This window comes from Streptomyces pseudoechinosporeus, from assembly GCF_054783935.1.
Map to the genome: position 1 here is coordinate 401,237 of NZ_BAAGPS010000023.1, position 16,383 is coordinate 417,619.

Annotated in this window: 15 protein-coding genes; all 15 read right to left on the reverse strand. The window is 70.2% G+C overall.

Annotated elements, in window-relative coordinates; all coding sequences use genetic code 11:
* Nucleotides 1-55: 55 nt before the first annotated feature.
* Nucleotides 56-1,063 (reverse strand): lysylphosphatidylglycerol synthase transmembrane domain-containing protein, encoded by a 1,008-nt coding sequence (locus ACYVO6_RS25280; RefSeq protein WP_461064804.1) that lies wholly within the window; start codon nucleotides 1,061-1,063, stop codon nucleotides 56-58.
* A gap of 231 nt (nucleotides 1,064-1,294) precedes the next feature.
* Nucleotides 1,295-1,903, reverse strand: coding sequence for a GTP-binding protein (locus ACYVO6_RS25285; RefSeq protein ID WP_461064806.1), 609 nt, complete (start codon nucleotides 1,901-1,903; stop codon nucleotides 1,295-1,297).
* The gene (locus ACYVO6_RS25290; RefSeq protein WP_461064808.1) at nucleotides 1,890-2,246 is read right to left on the reverse strand and encodes a DUF742 domain-containing protein; all 357 of its coding nucleotides are present in this window, start codon (nucleotides 2,244-2,246) and stop codon (nucleotides 1,890-1,892) included. Before ACYVO6_RS25290 ends, ACYVO6_RS25285 begins: the two co-directional genes overlap by 14 nt.
* Nucleotide 2,247: 1 nt before the next feature.
* Nucleotides 2,248-2,673, reverse strand: coding sequence for a roadblock/LC7 domain-containing protein (locus ACYVO6_RS25295; RefSeq protein WP_461064810.1), 426 nt, complete (start codon nucleotides 2,671-2,673; stop codon nucleotides 2,248-2,250).
* An 11-nt stretch (nucleotides 2,674-2,684) separates the two neighbouring features.
* Nucleotides 2,685-5,396 (reverse strand): sensor histidine kinase, encoded by a 2,712-nt coding sequence (locus ACYVO6_RS25300; protein ID WP_461064812.1) that lies wholly within the window; start codon nucleotides 5,394-5,396, stop codon nucleotides 2,685-2,687.
* 292 nt (nucleotides 5,397-5,688) lie between these two features.
* Nucleotides 5,689-7,971 carry a glycosyl hydrolase family 95 catalytic domain-containing protein gene (locus tag ACYVO6_RS25305; RefSeq protein WP_461064814.1) on the reverse strand — a complete coding sequence of 761 codons (2,283 nt, stop codon included), beginning with the start codon at nucleotides 7,969-7,971 and terminating at the stop codon, nucleotides 5,689-5,691.
* 38 nt (nucleotides 7,972-8,009) lie between these two features.
* Nucleotides 8,010-8,756, reverse strand: a complete 747-nt coding sequence (locus ACYVO6_RS25310; protein ID WP_461064816.1) for a polysaccharide lyase — start codon at nucleotides 8,754-8,756, stop codon at nucleotides 8,010-8,012.
* A gap of 3 nt (nucleotides 8,757-8,759) precedes the next feature.
* Nucleotides 8,760-9,431: a cinnamyl alcohol dehydrogenase gene (locus tag ACYVO6_RS25315; RefSeq protein ID WP_461064818.1), complete on the reverse strand. Its 672-nt coding sequence runs from the start codon at nucleotides 9,429-9,431 to the stop codon at nucleotides 8,760-8,762.
* A gap of 188 nt (nucleotides 9,432-9,619) precedes the next feature.
* Nucleotides 9,620-10,102 (reverse strand): GAF domain-containing protein, encoded by a 483-nt coding sequence (locus ACYVO6_RS25320; RefSeq protein ID WP_461064820.1) that lies wholly within the window; start codon nucleotides 10,100-10,102, stop codon nucleotides 9,620-9,622.
* A gap of 85 nt (nucleotides 10,103-10,187) precedes the next feature.
* Complete coding sequence (locus ACYVO6_RS25325; RefSeq protein WP_461064822.1) at nucleotides 10,188-11,606, reverse strand: alkaline phosphatase family protein; 1,419 nt, start codon at nucleotides 11,604-11,606, stop codon at nucleotides 10,188-10,190.
* The gene (eboE, locus tag ACYVO6_RS25330; protein ID WP_461064824.1) at nucleotides 11,603-12,997 is read right to left on the reverse strand and encodes a metabolite traffic protein EboE; all 1,395 of its coding nucleotides are present in this window, start codon (nucleotides 12,995-12,997) and stop codon (nucleotides 11,603-11,605) included. The genes ACYVO6_RS25325 and eboE overlap by 4 nt, the downstream gene beginning before the upstream one ends.
* Nucleotides 12,998-13,004: 7 nt before the next feature.
* Complete coding sequence (locus tag ACYVO6_RS25335; protein ID WP_461064826.1) at nucleotides 13,005-13,871, reverse strand: TatD family hydrolase; 867 nt, start codon at nucleotides 13,869-13,871, stop codon at nucleotides 13,005-13,007.
* A 2-nt stretch (nucleotides 13,872-13,873) separates the two neighbouring features.
* Nucleotides 13,874-14,494, reverse strand: coding sequence for an EboA domain-containing protein (locus ACYVO6_RS25340; RefSeq protein ID WP_461064828.1), 621 nt, complete (start codon nucleotides 14,492-14,494; stop codon nucleotides 13,874-13,876).
* Entirely contained in the window at nucleotides 14,491-15,324 is an 834-nt protein-coding gene (locus ACYVO6_RS25345) for a sugar phosphate isomerase/epimerase family protein (protein ID WP_461064830.1), read from the reverse strand. Before ACYVO6_RS25345 ends, ACYVO6_RS25340 begins: the two co-directional genes overlap by 4 nt.
* Nucleotides 15,325-15,362: 38 nt before the next feature.
* The gene (locus ACYVO6_RS25350) at nucleotides 15,363-16,295 is read right to left on the reverse strand and encodes an SCO3242 family prenyltransferase (protein WP_461064832.1); all 933 of its coding nucleotides are present in this window, start codon (nucleotides 16,293-16,295) and stop codon (nucleotides 15,363-15,365) included.
* Between the last annotated feature and the right edge of the window lie 88 nt (nucleotides 16,296-16,383).

Below are 16,383 nucleotides of genomic sequence, written 5' to 3' on the forward strand. Positions count from 1 at the left end.
GCCGCTGGGGCGTTCCGGTCGGCTTCCCGAGCTTGGGGCGGGGCTTCGTCCCGTCTCACAGCACCTTTCGGTGGACGAGGGCCGAGAGCACGAGCATGCCCGGCAGCAACGGCACCCAGATCGTCAGGACCCGGTAGCCGATGATCGTGGCCGTGGCCAGGCTCATGGGGGCGCCGAAGAGAACCATGGTGAACACCAGGGCCGCGTCGATGGGGCCGATGCCACCCGGAGCGGGTACGGCTCCGACCGCGGTGCTGGCGACGAGCAGCGCGAAGGTCACCTGCGCCCAGGTCAGCGGCAGGCCCAGCGAGAAGCCGACCGAGGCGATCACGCTTGCCTGGAGCAGCGGGGTGGCGGCGGCTCCGCCCCAGAGCGCGAGGATGCGGCTGGGCCGGGTGTGCAGGAGCCGTGCGTCGGTCAGGGCGGTGCGTACGAACTTGAGGATCGGGCGACGCAACGGACGTACGAACGTCAGGAGCAGCGCGGCCACGGCGAAACCGATCCCCACGCCTCCGACGATCAGGTGCAACGTCCGTTCGTCCGGGACGAGTTCACCCAGCCCCAGCACGCCCGGGAAGAACACCAGGAAGACGAGGAGTACCAGCGTCTTCGCCAGGGGTTTGACCAGCGAGTACAGCGCGAGCGACGCGGTGCCCCTGGAGAGGGATATGCCTTGGCGCTGGAGGAAGCGGAGGGTGACGGCGTGGGCGCCGATGCTCGCCGGGAGTACGTGGTTCGCGGTGCCGGCGGCGACCTGGGACGCGAGCAGCAGCCCTGGTGGGAGCCGTTCAGGTATGGCGCCCTGCCGGACGCATGCGGCTGCCACCCAGCCCATGCACATGAAGAAGAACCCGGACAGCAGCCACCAGGGGTCGGCGGAGGTCAGCCGGCCGGCGCCGTCGTACACGGTGCGCCAGTCGAGCGCCGCCCAGGCCGCGACCAGAAGGAGCGGGAGCAGGCTCAGTGCCCTCAGGGCGTGGCGGGTGGCGGAGGGGGAGCGGACGGGGCCGGGGGTGGTGGCGGGGAGCGGCCCGGGGAGTTTGTCGAGCGGGAGCAAGGACACAGCGCACGTCGTCCTTTCGCGGCACGCCCGTGGGGGGCGGGCGTGACGGATACAAGGCGAGGCAAAGGGGGACAGCGGGAACCGTTCCCTCCCGGCGTGACGGCACGGTGTCCTGGAGCCGAAGAGGCGCCAGCGGGCGGGCGACGGTGCCGAGGATGATGCCCTGTTTCCGTAGCAAGAACGCCTCTCTGTGGCCTTTGTCTCCTTGTGACTTGTCTCCTGCGACTCTCCTTACGGCGCCGAAGCCTTCGCGGAAGCCGCGATCAACTGGTCCAGCAGAGCGATCAGTACGTCCCGGGACGACTCGCGCTCGCGTGCGTCGCAGAGCAGCACCTGAGTGCCCTCCGGCAGTGCCAGGGCCTCCCGGATCTCCTCGGGCGTGTACGGATGCTGTCCGTGGAAGCCGTTGACGCCGATGACGAACGGGATGCCCCGCCGCTCGAAGAAGTCGATCGCGGCGAAGCTGGACTTGGGTCTGCGTACGTCGATGAGGACCACGGCCCCCAGCGCGCCGATGGCGAGGTCGTTCCACATGAACCAGAACCGCTGCTGTCCGGGCGTACCGAAGAGATACAGCACCAGGTCCTGGCCGATCGTGATCCGGCCGAAGTCCAGCGCCACGGTGGTGGCCCTCTTCTCGGCGATGCCCTGGAGGTCGTCGACGCCCAGGCCGGCCGAGGTCAGCCGTTCCTCGGTGCGCAGCGGGACGATCTCGCTGACCGACCCGACCATGGTGGTCTTCCCGACGCCGAACCCTCCGGCGATCAGTATCTTGACCGTGTCGGGTGCCGAAGTCCCTTGGGCCGGCGCCCCGTTGACGGTTGTGTCAGAGCCGGCCAAGGCCGTCCCTCACTTTCTGCAGCAGGTCCTTGTCCGGCGTCCCGGAGACGGGACGCGGCGGGTGGACGGTGATCCGGTCCGCCTCCAGCAGGTCGCAGAGCATGATGGTGACCACGCTCATCGGCAGATCGAGGTGGGCCGCCAGCTCCGCGACGGCGATCGGCTTCTCGCACAGCCGCAGGATCCGGGCGTGCTCGGGCTGCGTCCGGGCGCCCCAGGCGGGCGGCGGGTCCACCGCGGAGACCGTTGTGATGAGGGAGAAGTCGCTGCGGTCGGGCCGGGTCCTGCCGCCGGTCAGCGTGAACGGCCGTACGAGACGACCCGCCGCGTCGCCTCCGCTCACCTCACTCGCCGCAGTCGGCGGCGACCGTGCCCCGCGGCGCCGCGCTCAGGTGCTCGCCGATCTTCTTCACGAGCAGGTTCATCTGGTACGCCACCACGCCGACGTCCGCGCCCTGGTGGGTGAGCACGGCGAGATGGGCGCCGGTCCCGGCGGCGGTGATGATCAGGTAGCCGTTGCGCATCTCTATGAGCGCCTGGCGTACGGGGCCGCCGCGGAAGTCCATGCTGACGCCCTTGCTGAGGCTCACAAGGCCGGAGGCGGTCGCCGCCAGCCGCTCGGCGTCGTCGCGCAGGAACGCCGTTGACCTGCTGACGACCAGTCCGTCGTCGGAGAGCACGACGGCGTGGTTCACCTCGGCGACCCGGTCCACCAGTCCGGTGAGCAGCTGGTCGAGCTGGCTGTGCGTGGCGGGGATGGGGCGTGTCATTTCTGTGTCCTTCATGAGCGGTTTGCCGGCGGAGTCGAGGTGACGGTTTTTCCGGGGACGGGGACCTGCGTACCTGGGCTCGCTGGTGGGGCTTCTTCTGCTGTGTTTCCTCCTTCGTTGTACGTCCACTCCTCGGCGTCGGCACGGGCCTGAAGCGTCCCGCGCTGGAAACCGGAGAGCGAGGAGGCGGCACGCTCCGCGTCGAAGTCCTCGAACGGGTCGTCCGCCCGGTCGGGCACGGAGTCCTCCCGCAGCTCGGTGGCGAGGCTGGTCTGCGGTACGCGGCGCGGCAGCGGAGCGAGGGCGCTGCGCTGGCTTGAACCTGGGCCGGCTCCGGCTCCGGACCCGGGCGCGGACCCGGAACCCCGGCCGGACCCGGGCGCGGACCCGGAACCCCGGCCGGACCCGGGCGCGGACCCCGAACCCCGGCCAGACCCGGAACCCAGGCCGGACTCGGACCTGGAAGCCGGGCCGGGCCCGGCCCCACCGGTATCGGCCGTCCGCGGCCGGGTCGCGGGCTGGGCCCCGCGGCTGCGCGCGTGGCTGTGCCGACCAGGGCCCTGCATATCGGCCGATCCGAGCCCGGGTGTCCCGGTCGAGCCGGGTCCGGGCGTACCGGCCGAGCTCTCCGCGAGGGCCGCGACCGGCTCGACGTCCTCCTGGGCTTCCCGGGCCTCCCGGGTCGTCCCGTTTTCCTGGCCCCCTTGGGCCGCGACGTCCGCTTCTCCGGCCCAAGTGTCCGCCGAGCCCGAACCCGCGGCGTCCGCGTCGGCCGTGGGCCCCTGCCGCACCACGATGTCGTGCGGCACCAGCACGATCGCCGTTGTCCCGCCGTACGGAGAGGACCGCAGCGTGACGGCGATGCCGTGCCGCGTGGCGAGGCGGGCGATCACGAACATGCCGAGCCGGAGGTCGTCGGCCAGTGCCACCACGTCGAACTGCGGCTCCACCGCCAACTGGGCGTTGAACGCCTCGTAGTCGTCCTCCGACATCCCGAGACCGCGGTCCTCGATCTCGATGGCCAGGCCCTTGGCCACCATCGCGGCCCGTACCCCGACGGGGCTGGGAGCGGGCGAGTACGCGGTCGCGTTGTCGATGAGTTCGGCCAGCAGATGGATGACGTCCGCCACCGCGGGCGGGGCGAGGTACACCTCCTCGACGGTGTGCACCTCCACCCGCTGGTACTCGGCGACCTCGCCGACGGCGCTGCGCAGGATGTCGATCAGCGCGACCGGTTCGGTCCAGCTGCGCCCCGGCCGCTCGCCGCTGATGATGACGAGGTTCTCCTCGTAGCGGCGCAGCTGGCTCGCGTTGGAGTCGAGTTCGTACAGGCCCTTGAGGATGTGCGGGTCCTGGTGTTCGCGTTCCAGCGAATCGAGCTTGCTGAGCTGGAGGTTGACCAGGTTCTGGCTCTGCCGGGCGATGCCCAGGATCACCTTCTGGAAGCCGCGCCGGGTGTCGGCGAGCTCCACCGCCGTGTGAACCGCCGTGCGCTGGGCGGTGTTGAACGCCTGTGCCACCTGGCCGAGTTCGTCCCGCCCGTAGTCCAGTGGGGGTGCGGCGGAGTCCACGTCGACCTTCTCGCCCCGGTCGAGCCGTGCGACCACGTCGGGCAGCCGCTCCTGGGCGAGGCTGAGGGTGGCCATCCGCAGCCCGCGCATCCGCCGGAACAGGGAGCGGGTGATGCGCCAGGACAGTACGACGCTCAGCAGCAGGGCGACGAGTCCGCCGGCGCTCAGGGCAGCGGCCTTGACCAGCAGTGCATGGGCTTCTTCGCTGCTGCGGTCGAGCAGTTCCGTGGTCTGCTGGCGGATCAGATTCGGGTACTGGACTGTGAGTTGGCCCATCGCGCCGTTCCACTGGTCCCGCGCGTCCGGCAGGTTGACCTTCCGGGCGTCGCCGCTGCCCGTCGTACGGGCCTCGAGCACCTGGGCCTCGATAGCCTCCAGATCATTCCAGGCCGATCCCTGGAGGATGCGATCGGTCTGCGTCTTCGCCGTGCCGCTCAGGGAGTGGACTATCTGGTCCTCGACGAGCCATCGCCGGGCGTTCACCAGCTGGACGAAAAGGGTCCGCGACTCCTCGTCCAGCTGCCCGGACGGCCAGGCCAGGGTGAGCAGGGCGTTCTCCCGGGAGACCAGTTCCGCGGCGTGTTCCAGCGCGACGAGCGGTTCGGCCTGCGAGGTGAGGTCCCCGTCGTCGACCTTGGAGAGTTCCTGGAAGGCGTGGATCTGGTCGTCGATGATCGCGGTGTACTGGTCCAGTGCCTGCGCGCCGCTGATGCCGGTGCTGTCGTCGATGTGGCCCCGGTCGATCTGGCTCCGGTAGAACTCCAGGCTCCCCGCGCCGGCGATGACCGAGTACAGGCGGTCGCCTATCCGGTCGGGCGCCTTGTCGATGGCCTCCGACCGGCCGACCAGTTTGGCGACCTCCGCGTCCGTACGTTCCCGCTGCTTGTCCAGGGCAGCCCTGGAGCCGCCGGGCGCGGCCAGCCAAGCGGCCGACAGGCTCCGCTCCCGTTGCAGCGCGAGCGTCGCGTCGGTGCCCATGGCGCCGGTCGACCTGCTCAACTCCGTCTGGGCCCGCAGCTGTAGCCCCTCGGAGAACATCTGCGTCGTCGTCACCCCCCACATCGCGGCGAGGGTGATGCTGGGGACCAACGCCAGAAGGATCAGGGAGAGACGTATGGAGCCGAGCCGGCGGGGACCTGTCCGTGGAGACATCGTCGTCCTAGGGCGAGGAGCGATGAGCGGAAGCGGGCAACGGGGAGGGGAAGGGGGCGGCGAGCGGTAAGACGAACGCGGTGGGTGGCCGCGTGACCAACGCAACACAAGGGGTGCGCAGGATGCTATCCGTACCAGCGACCGTACGCACCGTGAGAGACCCAAAACTTTGGTGAGGAGGCGGTATGAAAGCGGTGGGTGACCGCCTTCTGACTCCCTGTTCGCGCCTCTTACGCGGCGCGGGTCACCGGCCGGGCACGCCCGGCCGGTGACCCGCGCCGACAAAGACCTACTACGGCAGCCCCCACGGCTCGCCCGGCTCGCTCAAGTCCACCGGAGCGATGTCGAGTTCGGGGCGTTCACCGGTGTACAACAGCACCTCCCGGCCCTTGGCCAGCTCGATCACCAGGGTGCCGTCGTCCGTCGTGTGCGTGCGCGCCCGGCTGCCGTCGTCGAGCACCGCCGTCACCGCCCCGCCCGTCAGACCGTGCCGGATCTCGAGCGGCTCACCCGCCAGGCTCCGTACGCGGACGAAGCGGGTGAACCCTCCCCTGCGGACCGCGCTGACCAGGAAGGCCCCCTGCGTGCGGAAGTCGTGCAGTGTGACATCGGCCCAGGAATCCGGAACGGCGGGGAAGATCCGTACGACACCGCCCCAGCTCTGGCAGAGCATGTCGTGCAGCGACTGCGACGCCGACAGTGGTGTCTCGATGACCGGACCGGCCTCGGTGTAATGGGTGTTGGCCCGGCACGGATACCGCGTGCTGGGGTCGAAGAACTTCTTCAGATACTCCAGCGCCGTGGAGCCGCGGCCCATCATCGCGTACATCGACGCGGCGCCCGTATAGCTGTAGCCGCGGTGGGATCCGGTCACCGCGTGCCAGTGGACGACCGACTTCTCGATCAGCTCGCGCTGCTCCGGCTGCTCCCAGTTCACGAGATACAGCGGGTACACCATCAGCAGGTGGGAGTAGTGGCGGTGGGACTGCGCGTACGGGGTCCGATCACCGATCATGAAGCCGTTCTCGTCCACCGGATACGGCGTCAGCTTCGCCAGTACCTCCTGCCAGCGCGGCTTCAGCGGATCGTCGGTCCCCAGCCGCTCGGCCGCCTCCAGGAGCGTGGTGCAGCCCCAACGGATCAGCGCCAGATCGTAGTTGGTGTCCTTCGGGGGAACCACCGGATACTCCGGGGACAGCGTCGACGGCAGGTGCAGCTTGCCGTCGCTGTCCGGCTGGAGGAAGTGCAGGTAGTAGTTGATCGTGCGGCGCAGCAGTGGGTACACCGTGTCGCGCAATAACGCCTCGTCCATGGTGTGCCGGTAGCTCAGCCACACGTTGTGCAGCGCCCAGGTCAGATTGCCCGACTCACCTCCGCTGCCCGGGGTGGGGGCGCTGCGGTTGGCGAACATGTCGGAGCTGCGGCCGACTCCGGCGCTGTCCGAGCGGTACGCGGCGGGTACGTTCGCGATCAGCTGTTGCTGGTTCTGCCTCAGGGTGGTGGCGAGCGAGTCGAGTTCCAGATGGTTGGAGCCGTGGATGAGCCAGTACTCCAGCTGCACGTTGAGGTTCCACCACACGGCGGGCCAGGGCGTGGGCTCCAGCCAGGGCCCGCAGGTGGCCATCACCGGGCCGTCGGCGCGGCTGGCGGACGCGACCTTGTAGAGCTGGATCCAGTGGAAGCTCTGCAGCCGCTCGTCGGGGATCGAGACGAAGCTCTTGCGGTAGAAGGCGTGCCACCAGCGGGTGTGGAGCGCGCGGAGCACACCGTACGGAGCGGCGCGCTGGATCTTCCTGAGTGAGGCTTCCCCGGCCCGGGTGTCCGACGGATAGCTGTGGGCGACGTTGAGCAGGAGGGTGTCGCCGGAGCGGCGGTAGGCCGTCGCGGTCTGGCCGCCGCCGAGGAGCGGCTGGAGGACCTGCTCGATGTCGCCCGAAGTCCGGGTGGTCCAGAGCGGGTTGGCGACGTACCCGGCCGGCGGCGCCTCGCTGATCTTCCGGGGGCTGACGGCTTCCTCGGGATGGAACGTCCAGCGCACCTCCTCGTCGCCGTCGGCCGTCACGCGCGCGGCGAGAATCCCGTCGTGGATGAGTGCGGAGAGGGTCAGGGTGCCCTTGTCGGTGGTGATGGTGCCGGTGAGCTCGGCGTTCCACAGACTCAACCGCCAGTCGACCGCACCGATGGTGCCGACCGGGTCGAGCGTCAGATGCCCCACGGGTAGCCGACAGGTCCCCCAGCCACTGCCGAACTCCGGCCGGTGGTCCTGCACTTCGCCGTGCTGCACGGTGAAGCGGATGCTGTTCGCACCCGGCTCCCGGTACACCATGCTGCCCAGTCGCCCGTCCCCCAGAAACGGCCCTTCGTGCCACAGCGCGGGCACCCTGCGCCACACCAGATCCTGCCGGCGCAGGAACTCGGCCCACGCGCCGTCCGACTCCATGCGGTTACGGAGCTTCCAGCGATGGCCCTCCGGACCGATGACACTGGAGGAATCAGCGGCTTGGGCAACTTCCGGAAGGGCGGCAAGAGTTGTGCCGGCCAGCGCCGAGCCGAGCACTGCTCTGCGAGAGGTCATGCGGGTGCCTCCAAGAGTGAGAGGTGATGGGGGCGGCGTCAGGCCCAGCCGGCCGGTTCGGCCAGGGCGTACGTCGAGGCGATCCGGTGGCTGTCGTGCAGGACCGTCAGGGTGCGTGGGCCGCTGGGCGTGCCGTCGCGCCAGGCGGTGCAGTAGATCCCGTTGGACCAGCGGATCGTCCGTGAGGTGGACGGCAGTACGGTGATGCCGGTGCGGCTCACCGTCTTCGTGCCGTTCAGCCACACCTCGAAGGCGCCCTGGCCGTCGCCGGCGAGCTTCAGCCGGGTGACGATCCTGATCCAGGTGCCCCGCAGACCACTGATCGACCCGGCCGTCCCCTTGATGCCGCCGGAGCCGCCGAACTGGATCGTGGATCCGATGACGAACATCAACAGCCAGGGTCCTTCGGGGTCTTCGGGCGACCACTGCTGGAAGGTGACGTTCTGGTCGTGGAACGTCCAGTCGGACGCGAGACGGATCGCCTGGCCGTAGTACCGGTCCTCACCGACGCTCTGTGCGCCGCGCTTGATCACTTCGGAGTGGTAGCCCCCGGTCTCGTCGATGTACGTCTGTGTCGCCGCGAGAGCGTGTGCGCCTTTGTAGGTGGGCGAGTCGACGGTCTCGATCACGCCGTCCTTCTGTGTGTAGGCGTGGTCCCAGCCCTCGACGCTGCCACGGTTCTGGAAGTAGACCTCGGCGGCGTCGGCCCGTCCCGGCAGGAGCGCGGCGGTGGCACCGGCGAGGCCGAGTCCGCCGAGCGCGGTGAGTGCCCTTCGTCTCCGCATGGCTCACCGCGTCCAGTACGTGATGTTGCGGAAGCGCGCCTCGGCGCGACCGCTGCCGTGGTGGTAGACGCCGTTCTTGAAGTGGCGGGTGGCCGGGCCGCGGTCCTCGGTCGTCAGCACCAGCTCGTCGTCGAAGTAGACCTTGACGCTGCGGCTGGAAGCGTTGTGCTCCAGCTTGACGTTGAACCAGGTGTCGTACGCGTTGGTCTTCAGGACCGTACGGTCGTACGCCCGCACCGAGCCGCCGCTCGCGCTGTACGCGTTGAGCATGAAGTCCGTGGCGGGGGTGCCCTCAGGGTGGATCACCCGGAGGATCTGCACAAAGGTCGCGCCGTTCGTACCGGACGGGAGATACACGTCGGCGTCCCACATGTGCTGCCCGGACGTGTACTCCTGCCGCCAGCGCATCTCGGTGCGCGGGTCCGTGGAACTGCCCTGCGACATGGGCTCGTCGGTGTCGTACACCCACATCCGGTGCACGCCACCGCTGTTGCTGTAGCGCTCGCTCAGGCTGAGATTCCACGGCTTCTGCATGCCGTACGTGAACGAGGTCTTCTCCCAGCCGTCCGTGGGAGACGCGGCCACAGCGGAGGACACCGACGGGGTCATCGCCCAGGCGGCGCCCCCCGCGAGTAAGCCTCCGGCGGCCAGTACCGTGCGTCTTGTTGGGTTCATGTCACTCATGTCTCATCCACTCCCGATTCATCGGAGCTATCTCTCGACGCAACGTAGAAGCTGACGGAGAAGCGCGTCAATGTGTCGGACGCGTCGAGGATAGATCCGATGTACCGAGGTGTTAAGTCTGGACCTTTCTCAGGTGCCGTGGTACGTGAAGAGGGTCAGGCCGCCCGCCCGAGACCGACTCAGGCCGCCCGAACGTCCAGGACCGTGGCCGCGGACTTCTTGTACATCTCGATCTCTTCGTCGGCGAACTCCCGGACGTCCTTGAAGCCCAGCCCGACGACCGCGAGCAGCCGGGTGTCGTCGTCCGGGGCGAAGACGGGGAGGGTGAGGGAGCCCTTCGACCCGGCGGCGCGGCCCTGCCGGACGGCGACGCCCGACGTGTCGTTCGGGAAATCGCTGATGGCGACGGGCGCCCGGCGCTGCGCGGCGGTCCCGGCCATGCCCTTGCCGATGGGGATGACGGAGGTGCCGTTCTGCACGGCGGGCGGCAGGTTGTGCGCGGCCACGAGGACGATCTCGCCCTCCTCGGCGGGCTCCGCGAGGTGCACGGAGCCCACGAAGCCGCCATGGCGCTCGACGAAAGCGGTGAGCCAGGCCGCGATCTCGGGGCGGGCGTTGCGCAGGACGGTCTCGTTGAGGGGGGTGCTGGGTGCGCTGGACATCAGTACTCCTTGTCAGGTGGGGGCAACAGCGGAGGGCATGGACAAAGGCTGGAGGGCGGCGGCCCGCGGCCACGCCGCCCTCTTCTCACTCCTCGTCCCCGGTGCGGGCGTCAGGATCCGATGCGGCCTCCGGTGCGAGCCGTGCCAGCCGCAACAGCAGTGCCTTGACCTCCGTCGCCGCGTACGCCTCCCGCGCCAACTCCGGTTCGGAGCACAGGAGTACGGGCCCGTGGTCCGGGTCGTCGGGCAGCCGGCCGTGGCTGCCGCGCACCCCCGACGGGTCCAGCGGGACGGTCTGGATCCGGTAGCGGAACCCGAGCTTCTTCCGAGCGATCTGGCCCACGGCCTTCAGCTTCACCGCCGGTACCGTCTCGTCGTACAGCAGCTCGGCGGGGTCGTAGCCGGGCTTGCGGTGGATCTCCACCTGGCGGGCGAAGTCCGGGGCGCGCTCGTCGTCCAGCCAGTAGTAGTACGTGAACCAGGCATCGGACTCGGCGACGGCGACCAGTTCGCCCGACCGCTCATGATCGAGGCCGTACGCCGCCTTGCCCTCCTGGTCCAACACCCGCTCCACACCGTCGAGTTCGCCGACGATCTTCGCGACGGCCTCGGTGTCGGCCGGATCCCGTACGTACACATGCGCCACCTGGTGATCGGCCACGGCGAACGCGCGTGAGGTCCAGGGGTCCAGGTACTCCATGCCGTCCTGCGTGTAGACGTCCAGCAGTCCGGCGCGGCGCAGGGCGCGGTTGATGTCGACGGGGCGGGAGACCGGGGTGATGCCGTACTCGCTGAGCGCCACGACGGTGGCGCCTTCGCTGAGGAAGTGGTCGATCAACGGGCGCAGTGCATCGTCGAGTTGGCGGGCGGCACGGGCGGTCGCGGGGGAGTCCGGGCCGGAGCGCTGGGGCTCGTAGTCCATCTGCGGGATGTAGACGAGGGTCAGGTCCGGGCGGTGCTCGTCGAAGACCTGGCGGGCGGCGCCGAGGATCCACTGGGTGGAGGGCATGCCCGCGTTGGGTCCCCAGTAGGTGAAGAGGGGGAACGGGCCGAGCCGGTCGGTGAGTTCGTCGTGCAGGGAGGGCGGCCAGGTGTAGCAGTCGGGTTCCTTGCGGCCGTCGGAGTAGTAGACGGGCCGCGGGGTGACGGTGAGGTCGACGTCCGCCCCCATCGCGTACCACCAGCAGATGTTCGCGACCTTGTAGTCGGGGTTGGTCTTCCGCGCGGTCTCCCAGATCTTCTCGCCGCCGACGAGCGCGTTGTGCTGCCGCCACAGCAGCACTTCGCCGAGGTCACGGAAGTACCAGCCGTTGGCGACCGCGCCGTGGGTGCTCGGCGGTTCCCCGGTGAGGAAGGTGGACTGGGCGGTGCAGGTCACCGCGGGCAGGGTGGTCCCGAGCCGGGCCTGGAACCCGCGTTCACCGAGGGCGGCGACGGCGGGCATATGGCGCAGCAGCGTCGGGGTGAGCCCCACGATGTCGAGCACGACGAGCCGGTCGGTCATGACGTTTCCTCCTTCAGGCCGAGGCCGGTCAACCGGTCCCTGGCCCAGGCGAGTTCGGCGGCGATGCCCCCGGCCAGGTCGGCGGGCGGCCGGGGCAGCACGGACCAGGTGTAGGTCTCCACCTCTATGTGGTCGCAGCCGGCGACCGGGCCGCCGAGAAGTTCGGCGAGTACGGCGGTGAGCTGGGGCGCGGTGGTACGCAGCGGGGGTTCGGGCTCGGCATGCAGCGGGGCGTGGAAGTGGACCCGCCAGGGGCCTCGGTCGGCGGGGAGCCCACCGGCCAGGGCATCGGGGAGGTCGTCGACGCCGAGGACCGGACCCTCGCCCGGCGCGCCGACAGGACTCGGCCCGGCGGGCGATCCGCCGCCCTGCCCGCCCGACCGACGGGCGCGTCCGGAGTCGTCTGAGCCGGTCGGGCCGCCCAGCCGGCAGACATGCCCGGTCCCGCCTCGCTGCTCGCCTGCCGCCAGCCCCCTCTGGCGCGGGATCCGGGGCCCCGCGACGCCGGGGTCCGCCCCCTTGCCCGGCCCGCTGGAGGTCTCCCAACTGCCTTGCGCAGCAAGCCTCGTACGCGTCTGATGCAGAAACCGCGCTTCCGCCAGCCGCCCCAACGCCGCGCGAGCAGCCGGATCGGCCGGATCGGCCGCCTCCACCGCGCAGGACGCCTGCAGCTTGACCACCGGCAGCCCGGCGGCGGCCAGCCGTGCCAGAGCGGCGCCCGGATCCTCGAACTGGACCGCGAGATGGCAGGCGTCCAGGCAGATGCCGAGCCGGTCCGGGTCCAGGCCGCCCAGTTCCCGTACCGCCTGCGCGGTCGTCTCGACCACGCACCCAGGCTCTGGCTCGAAGCCGACGCGGACCGGACGGCCGGTCTCGCGCTCGATCGTGGCGAGGCCTTCGGCCAGCCGGTCCAGAGCACGACGGGCGGTGTTGGCGCGTTCGGCCGGCCAGGGCGTGCGCCAGGCGAGCGGCAGCGTGGAGACGCTGCCGCGGCGGGCGTCGTCCGGGAGGAGGGCGGTGAGGACGCGGGCGCAGTCGAGGGTGTAGTCGAGGCGAGCCTGGTCCGTCCAGTCGGGGAGGTAGACGTCCTTCTTGACGACCTCGCGATGGAAGCCGGAGTACGGGAAGGCGTTCAGGGTGACGGTCTCCAGACCCCGGAGGCTCAGCTCGTCCCTCAGCCGCCCCAACGCCCGCCTGTCACCGACGAGTTCGGTGACGACATCGCGGGCCAGCCACAAGCCGATCCCGAGCCGGTCGACACCGAGCCGTTCCCGCACGGGTTCGGCGTACGCGGCGAGCTGGGCCAGCACCCCTTCCAGGTCCTCCGCCTGATGGACGTTGCTGCAGTACGCGAGATGGACGGGCGTCCCGTCGGGATGGCGCAGGCGCATGCCCCGGTCACTCTCCGCCGCGCTTGATGGAGTTGCCCTGGTAGGTCGCGGACTCGTCCGGCTTGGGCTCGTCCAGGACCGGGTCCAGCTCCAGTCGGCCGCTCTGCCCGTAGAAGGCGACCGGGTTGCGCCACAGCACCCGGTCGACCTCGTCCGCCGCGAACCCGGCCGCCAGCATCGCGAGACCGGTCTTACGGGTCTTCAGCGGGTCGCTGCGCCCCCAGTCCGCCGCCGAGTTGACCAGCACCCGATCACTCCCGTGCTCCTGGAGGATCCGTACCATCCGGTCCTCGCTCATCTTCGTCTTCGGATAGACCGAGAACCCGGCCCAGCAGCCGCTGTCGAGGACCATGGAGACGGTGAGTTCGTTGAGGTGGTCGAGGACCACGAGCTCGGGCGCGATCCCCGACTCCCGTACGACATCCAGCGTCCGCCGCGTGCCCGCCGCCTTGTCGCGGTGCGGGGTGTGGACGAGGGCCGGGAGCTCGTGCTCGATGGCGAGCTGGAGCTGCCGGGCCAGGGCCTCGTCCTCCTCCTTGGTCATCGAGTCGTAGCCGATCTCGCCGACCGCGACGACCCGGTCCTTGGCGAGATAGCGCGGCAGCTCGTCCAGCACCGGTGTGCAGCGCGGATCGTTGGCTTCCTTCGGGTTGAGGGCGATCGTGCAGAAGTGCTGGATGCCGAACTGCGCGGCGCGGTACGGCTCCCAGCCCAGCAGTGAGTCGAAGTAGTCGTAGAAGCTCTCGGGCGAGGTGCGGGGCTGGCCCAGCCAGAAGGCCGGTTCGACGAGGGCGCGTACTCCGGCGGCGAACATCGCCTCGTAATCGTCCGTCGTACGGGAGGTCATGTGGATGTGGGGGTCGAAGATGCGCATGTTCAGGAGACTCCATCGAGGGCGGCGGGCCCTAGGGCTCGGATGACGGGCGTGATGTCCTCGGGCACGGCACGTCCGGCCGCGATCCGCTCGCGCGCGAAGTCGGCCAGCATCCGGGCGAGTTCGGCGTCGGTCCGCTCGTCGAGTCCGGCGACACGGTCGAGCGGGATCTCGTAGAAGACGCACTTCAGGACGGCCTGCCGGTACTCGTCGTCCGGCAGATGCGCCGCCGCGTACGGCCCGAGGGCGGCCTCGATCAGGGTCGTGTCGTTGCCGCGGAGCGTCTCCCGTACCAGGAAGAGGAAGCGTCCCTCGTCGTCGATCAGCGGCAGCGCGCGCAGTACGGCCCGCTGCTCGGCCGGGTCGCCGTGCCGGTGGAGCGCTCCCACGGTTTCGGTGAGGGCGGGGTCGTGCAGCGGCAGGGCGGTGAGCAGTACGGCGCGGGCGGCCTCGTCGATGGTCCAGTGGTCGTCGATCCTGGCCCGGCCGCAGCGGCGGCGGACGGCGGGGAAAAGGGCGCCGATGGCGATGGGATCGGCGATGACGCGGTCGACGGCGGTGTCGAGCCAGGCGCGGGCTTCGGGGTCGAGGGCCGTACGGAGATCAGGTATGCCGGGTGTCATGGCTGTGCCTTCTTTCGCAGGAACTCGATGGAGCGGCGGGCGACTTCGGGCGCGTCGAGCGAGCCGCCCTGGATCTCGACGGAGACCAGCCCTTGATGCCCGAGTTCGCCGAGGGCGGCCAGCACGGGGCCGAAGTCGATCTCGCCGTCGCCGAATTCGAGATGCCGGTGGACCCCGCGCACCATGTCCTCGATCTGCACGTTCAGAAGTTGAGGCGCGGCCAGCCGTACGCACTCCAGCAGGGAAATCTCCTCGACGCAGTGCGCATGCCCGACATCCAGCGTGATCCCGAACAGCTCATGCCCGCCGAGCCGCTTCCCGAGCTCCAGACACCGCTCCACGGTGTCGACGAACATGTACGGCTCCGGCTCGAAGGCGAGGGCGACGCCATTGGCCTCCGCCGTCTGCAGCACGGTCTCCATGCCTGCCGTGAGCCGCTTCCACGCGTCCTCCTCCGGCAGCCCCTTCGGTGCAGGGCCACTGCACAGATGGACGGTGGGCGACCCCAGGTCGGCGGCGATCCAGATCGCCCGCCGCAGCAGATCGACGCGCCGCTGCGCCCCCTCCGACATCAGCGTCGGCTCATGCTTGCCCCACGGGTCGAGCAGATAGGGCGCCCCCGTCTCGACCGTGACACTGAGCCCGTACCACGCCAACTCCCCTGCGAGCTTGTTGACTTGGCGCGGCAGATCCTCGGCGTACGGATCGAGGTGCCCATGGTCGAGGGTCAGCGCCACGCCGTCGTAGCCGAGGTCGGAGAGCACGGCGAGCACATCGCTCAGCCGGTGGTTGGTAAAACCGTTGGTGCCGTAGCCGAATCGCAGATCCATGAGTGAGGTCCTCGGGTCCCGGGTCGCTTTCGGTCGCTTCAGGTCGGTGACACGCGCCGGGCCAGCCGCCGCGCCAGCGGATGCACGGCCCCCAGCACCGCCGCCACCCCGGGCGCCCCGCCCCGCGCGGTCAACGCCGCCTGCAACGGCACCATGCCCAGGATCCCGGCCCCCACCGCCCGCCGTACGTTCGCTCCTGACGGCTCCCGCACGGCCCTGACCTGGGCCAGTCCGTACGTACCGAGGTAACCGAGCGCTCCGGCGGCGGCGACCGCGGCGGTACGGGCGTCGAGGCGTCGCCCGGGCCCGGCGGGTGTGGCGCCCGCTGCCGCCAGCGCTGTCGCGGCGGACACCCCGAGGGTCGTCGCGGGCAGCCGCGCCGGGGCGCCGGAGATCTCGTGCCGGCTGAGGGCGGTGAGCGTGTACGTATGCAGCCCGACCAGGGCCGCCGGCACGAGCCCACGCCTGCCGGACTTCGCCCCACCGGCCGCCACCGCGCCCGCGAGCACGTCCAGGGCCCGTGCTCCGGCCATCGCGGCGGGCCCGGCCTTCGTCGACTTCAGCTTCAGGTCGTACGCCCAGACCAGCCCCGTCAGCGGCAGCGCGACACCGAGTCCGCGGCGACCGCCGGAGAGGGCCGCGAGTCCGAGCCCTGCGGCGGTCAGACCGCAGGCCAGGGAGAGGGCCGTACGGCGTGGGACGCGGCCGGAGGGGACGGGGCGCTGGGGACGTTCGACGGCGTCGACGGGGGCGTCGGCGTAGTCGTTGAGGGCCATCCCTGCCCAGTAGAGGCAGACGGAGGAGGCCATCGTGCCCACTGTCCGCGGTCCGAGCGGGCGTCCCGCGGCGGCGGCCCCCGCGAGTATGTCGCCCGGCACGCTCAGCGCGGCCGGAGCGCGTACGAGACTTGCCAGGTCAGCGAGGCGTACGGGCCGGGATCCGAAGCGGACGTCCGCTTTCCGGTCGTTCATGGAAGCAAGTTACACGCGCTCCTTGAACATTCATTCTTGTGATGTGTGGGGATTGCGTGATGAATGTGGCCACGGGTGGATGTTTGCG

Bases quoted from the DNA above. Each gene is read 5' to 3' on its own strand.
- ACYVO6_RS25350 (WP_461064832.1), bottom strand. From the start codon at position 16,295: ATGAACGACCGGAAAGCGGACGTCCGCTTCGGATCCCGGCCCGTACGC.
- ACYVO6_RS25305 (WP_461064814.1), bottom strand. From the start codon at position 7,971: ATGACCTCTCGCAGAGCAGTGCTCGGCTCGGCGCTGGCCGGCACAACT.
- ACYVO6_RS25335 (WP_461064826.1), bottom strand. From the start codon at position 13,871: ATGCGCATCTTCGACCCCCACATCCACATGACCTCCCGTACGACGGAC.
- ACYVO6_RS25315 (WP_461064818.1), bottom strand. From the start codon at position 9,431: ATGAACCCAACAAGACGCACGGTACTGGCCGCCGGAGGCTTACTCGCG.
- ACYVO6_RS25340 (WP_461064828.1), bottom strand. From the start codon at position 14,494: ATGACACCCGGCATACCTGATCTCCGTACGGCCCTCGACCCCGAAGCC.
- ACYVO6_RS25295 (WP_461064810.1), bottom strand. From the start codon at position 2,673: ATGACACGCCCCATCCCCGCCACGCACAGCCAGCTCGACCAGCTGCTC.
- ACYVO6_RS25345 (WP_461064830.1), bottom strand. From the start codon at position 15,324: ATGGATCTGCGATTCGGCTACGGCACCAACGGTTTTACCAACCACCGG.
- ACYVO6_RS25300 (WP_461064812.1), bottom strand. From the start codon at position 5,396: ATGTCTCCACGGACAGGTCCCCGCCGGCTCGGCTCCATACGTCTCTCC.
- ACYVO6_RS25310 (WP_461064816.1), bottom strand. From the start codon at position 8,756: ATGCGGAGACGAAGGGCACTCACCGCGCTCGGCGGACTCGGCCTCGCC.
- eboE (WP_461064824.1), bottom strand. From the start codon at position 12,997: ATGCGCCTGCGCCATCCCGACGGGACGCCCGTCCATCTCGCGTACTGC.
- ACYVO6_RS25325 (WP_461064822.1), bottom strand. From the start codon at position 11,606: ATGACCGACCGGCTCGTCGTGCTCGACATCGTGGGGCTCACCCCGACG.
- ACYVO6_RS25320 (WP_461064820.1), bottom strand. From the start codon at position 10,102: ATGTCCAGCGCACCCAGCACCCCCCTCAACGAGACCGTCCTGCGCAAC.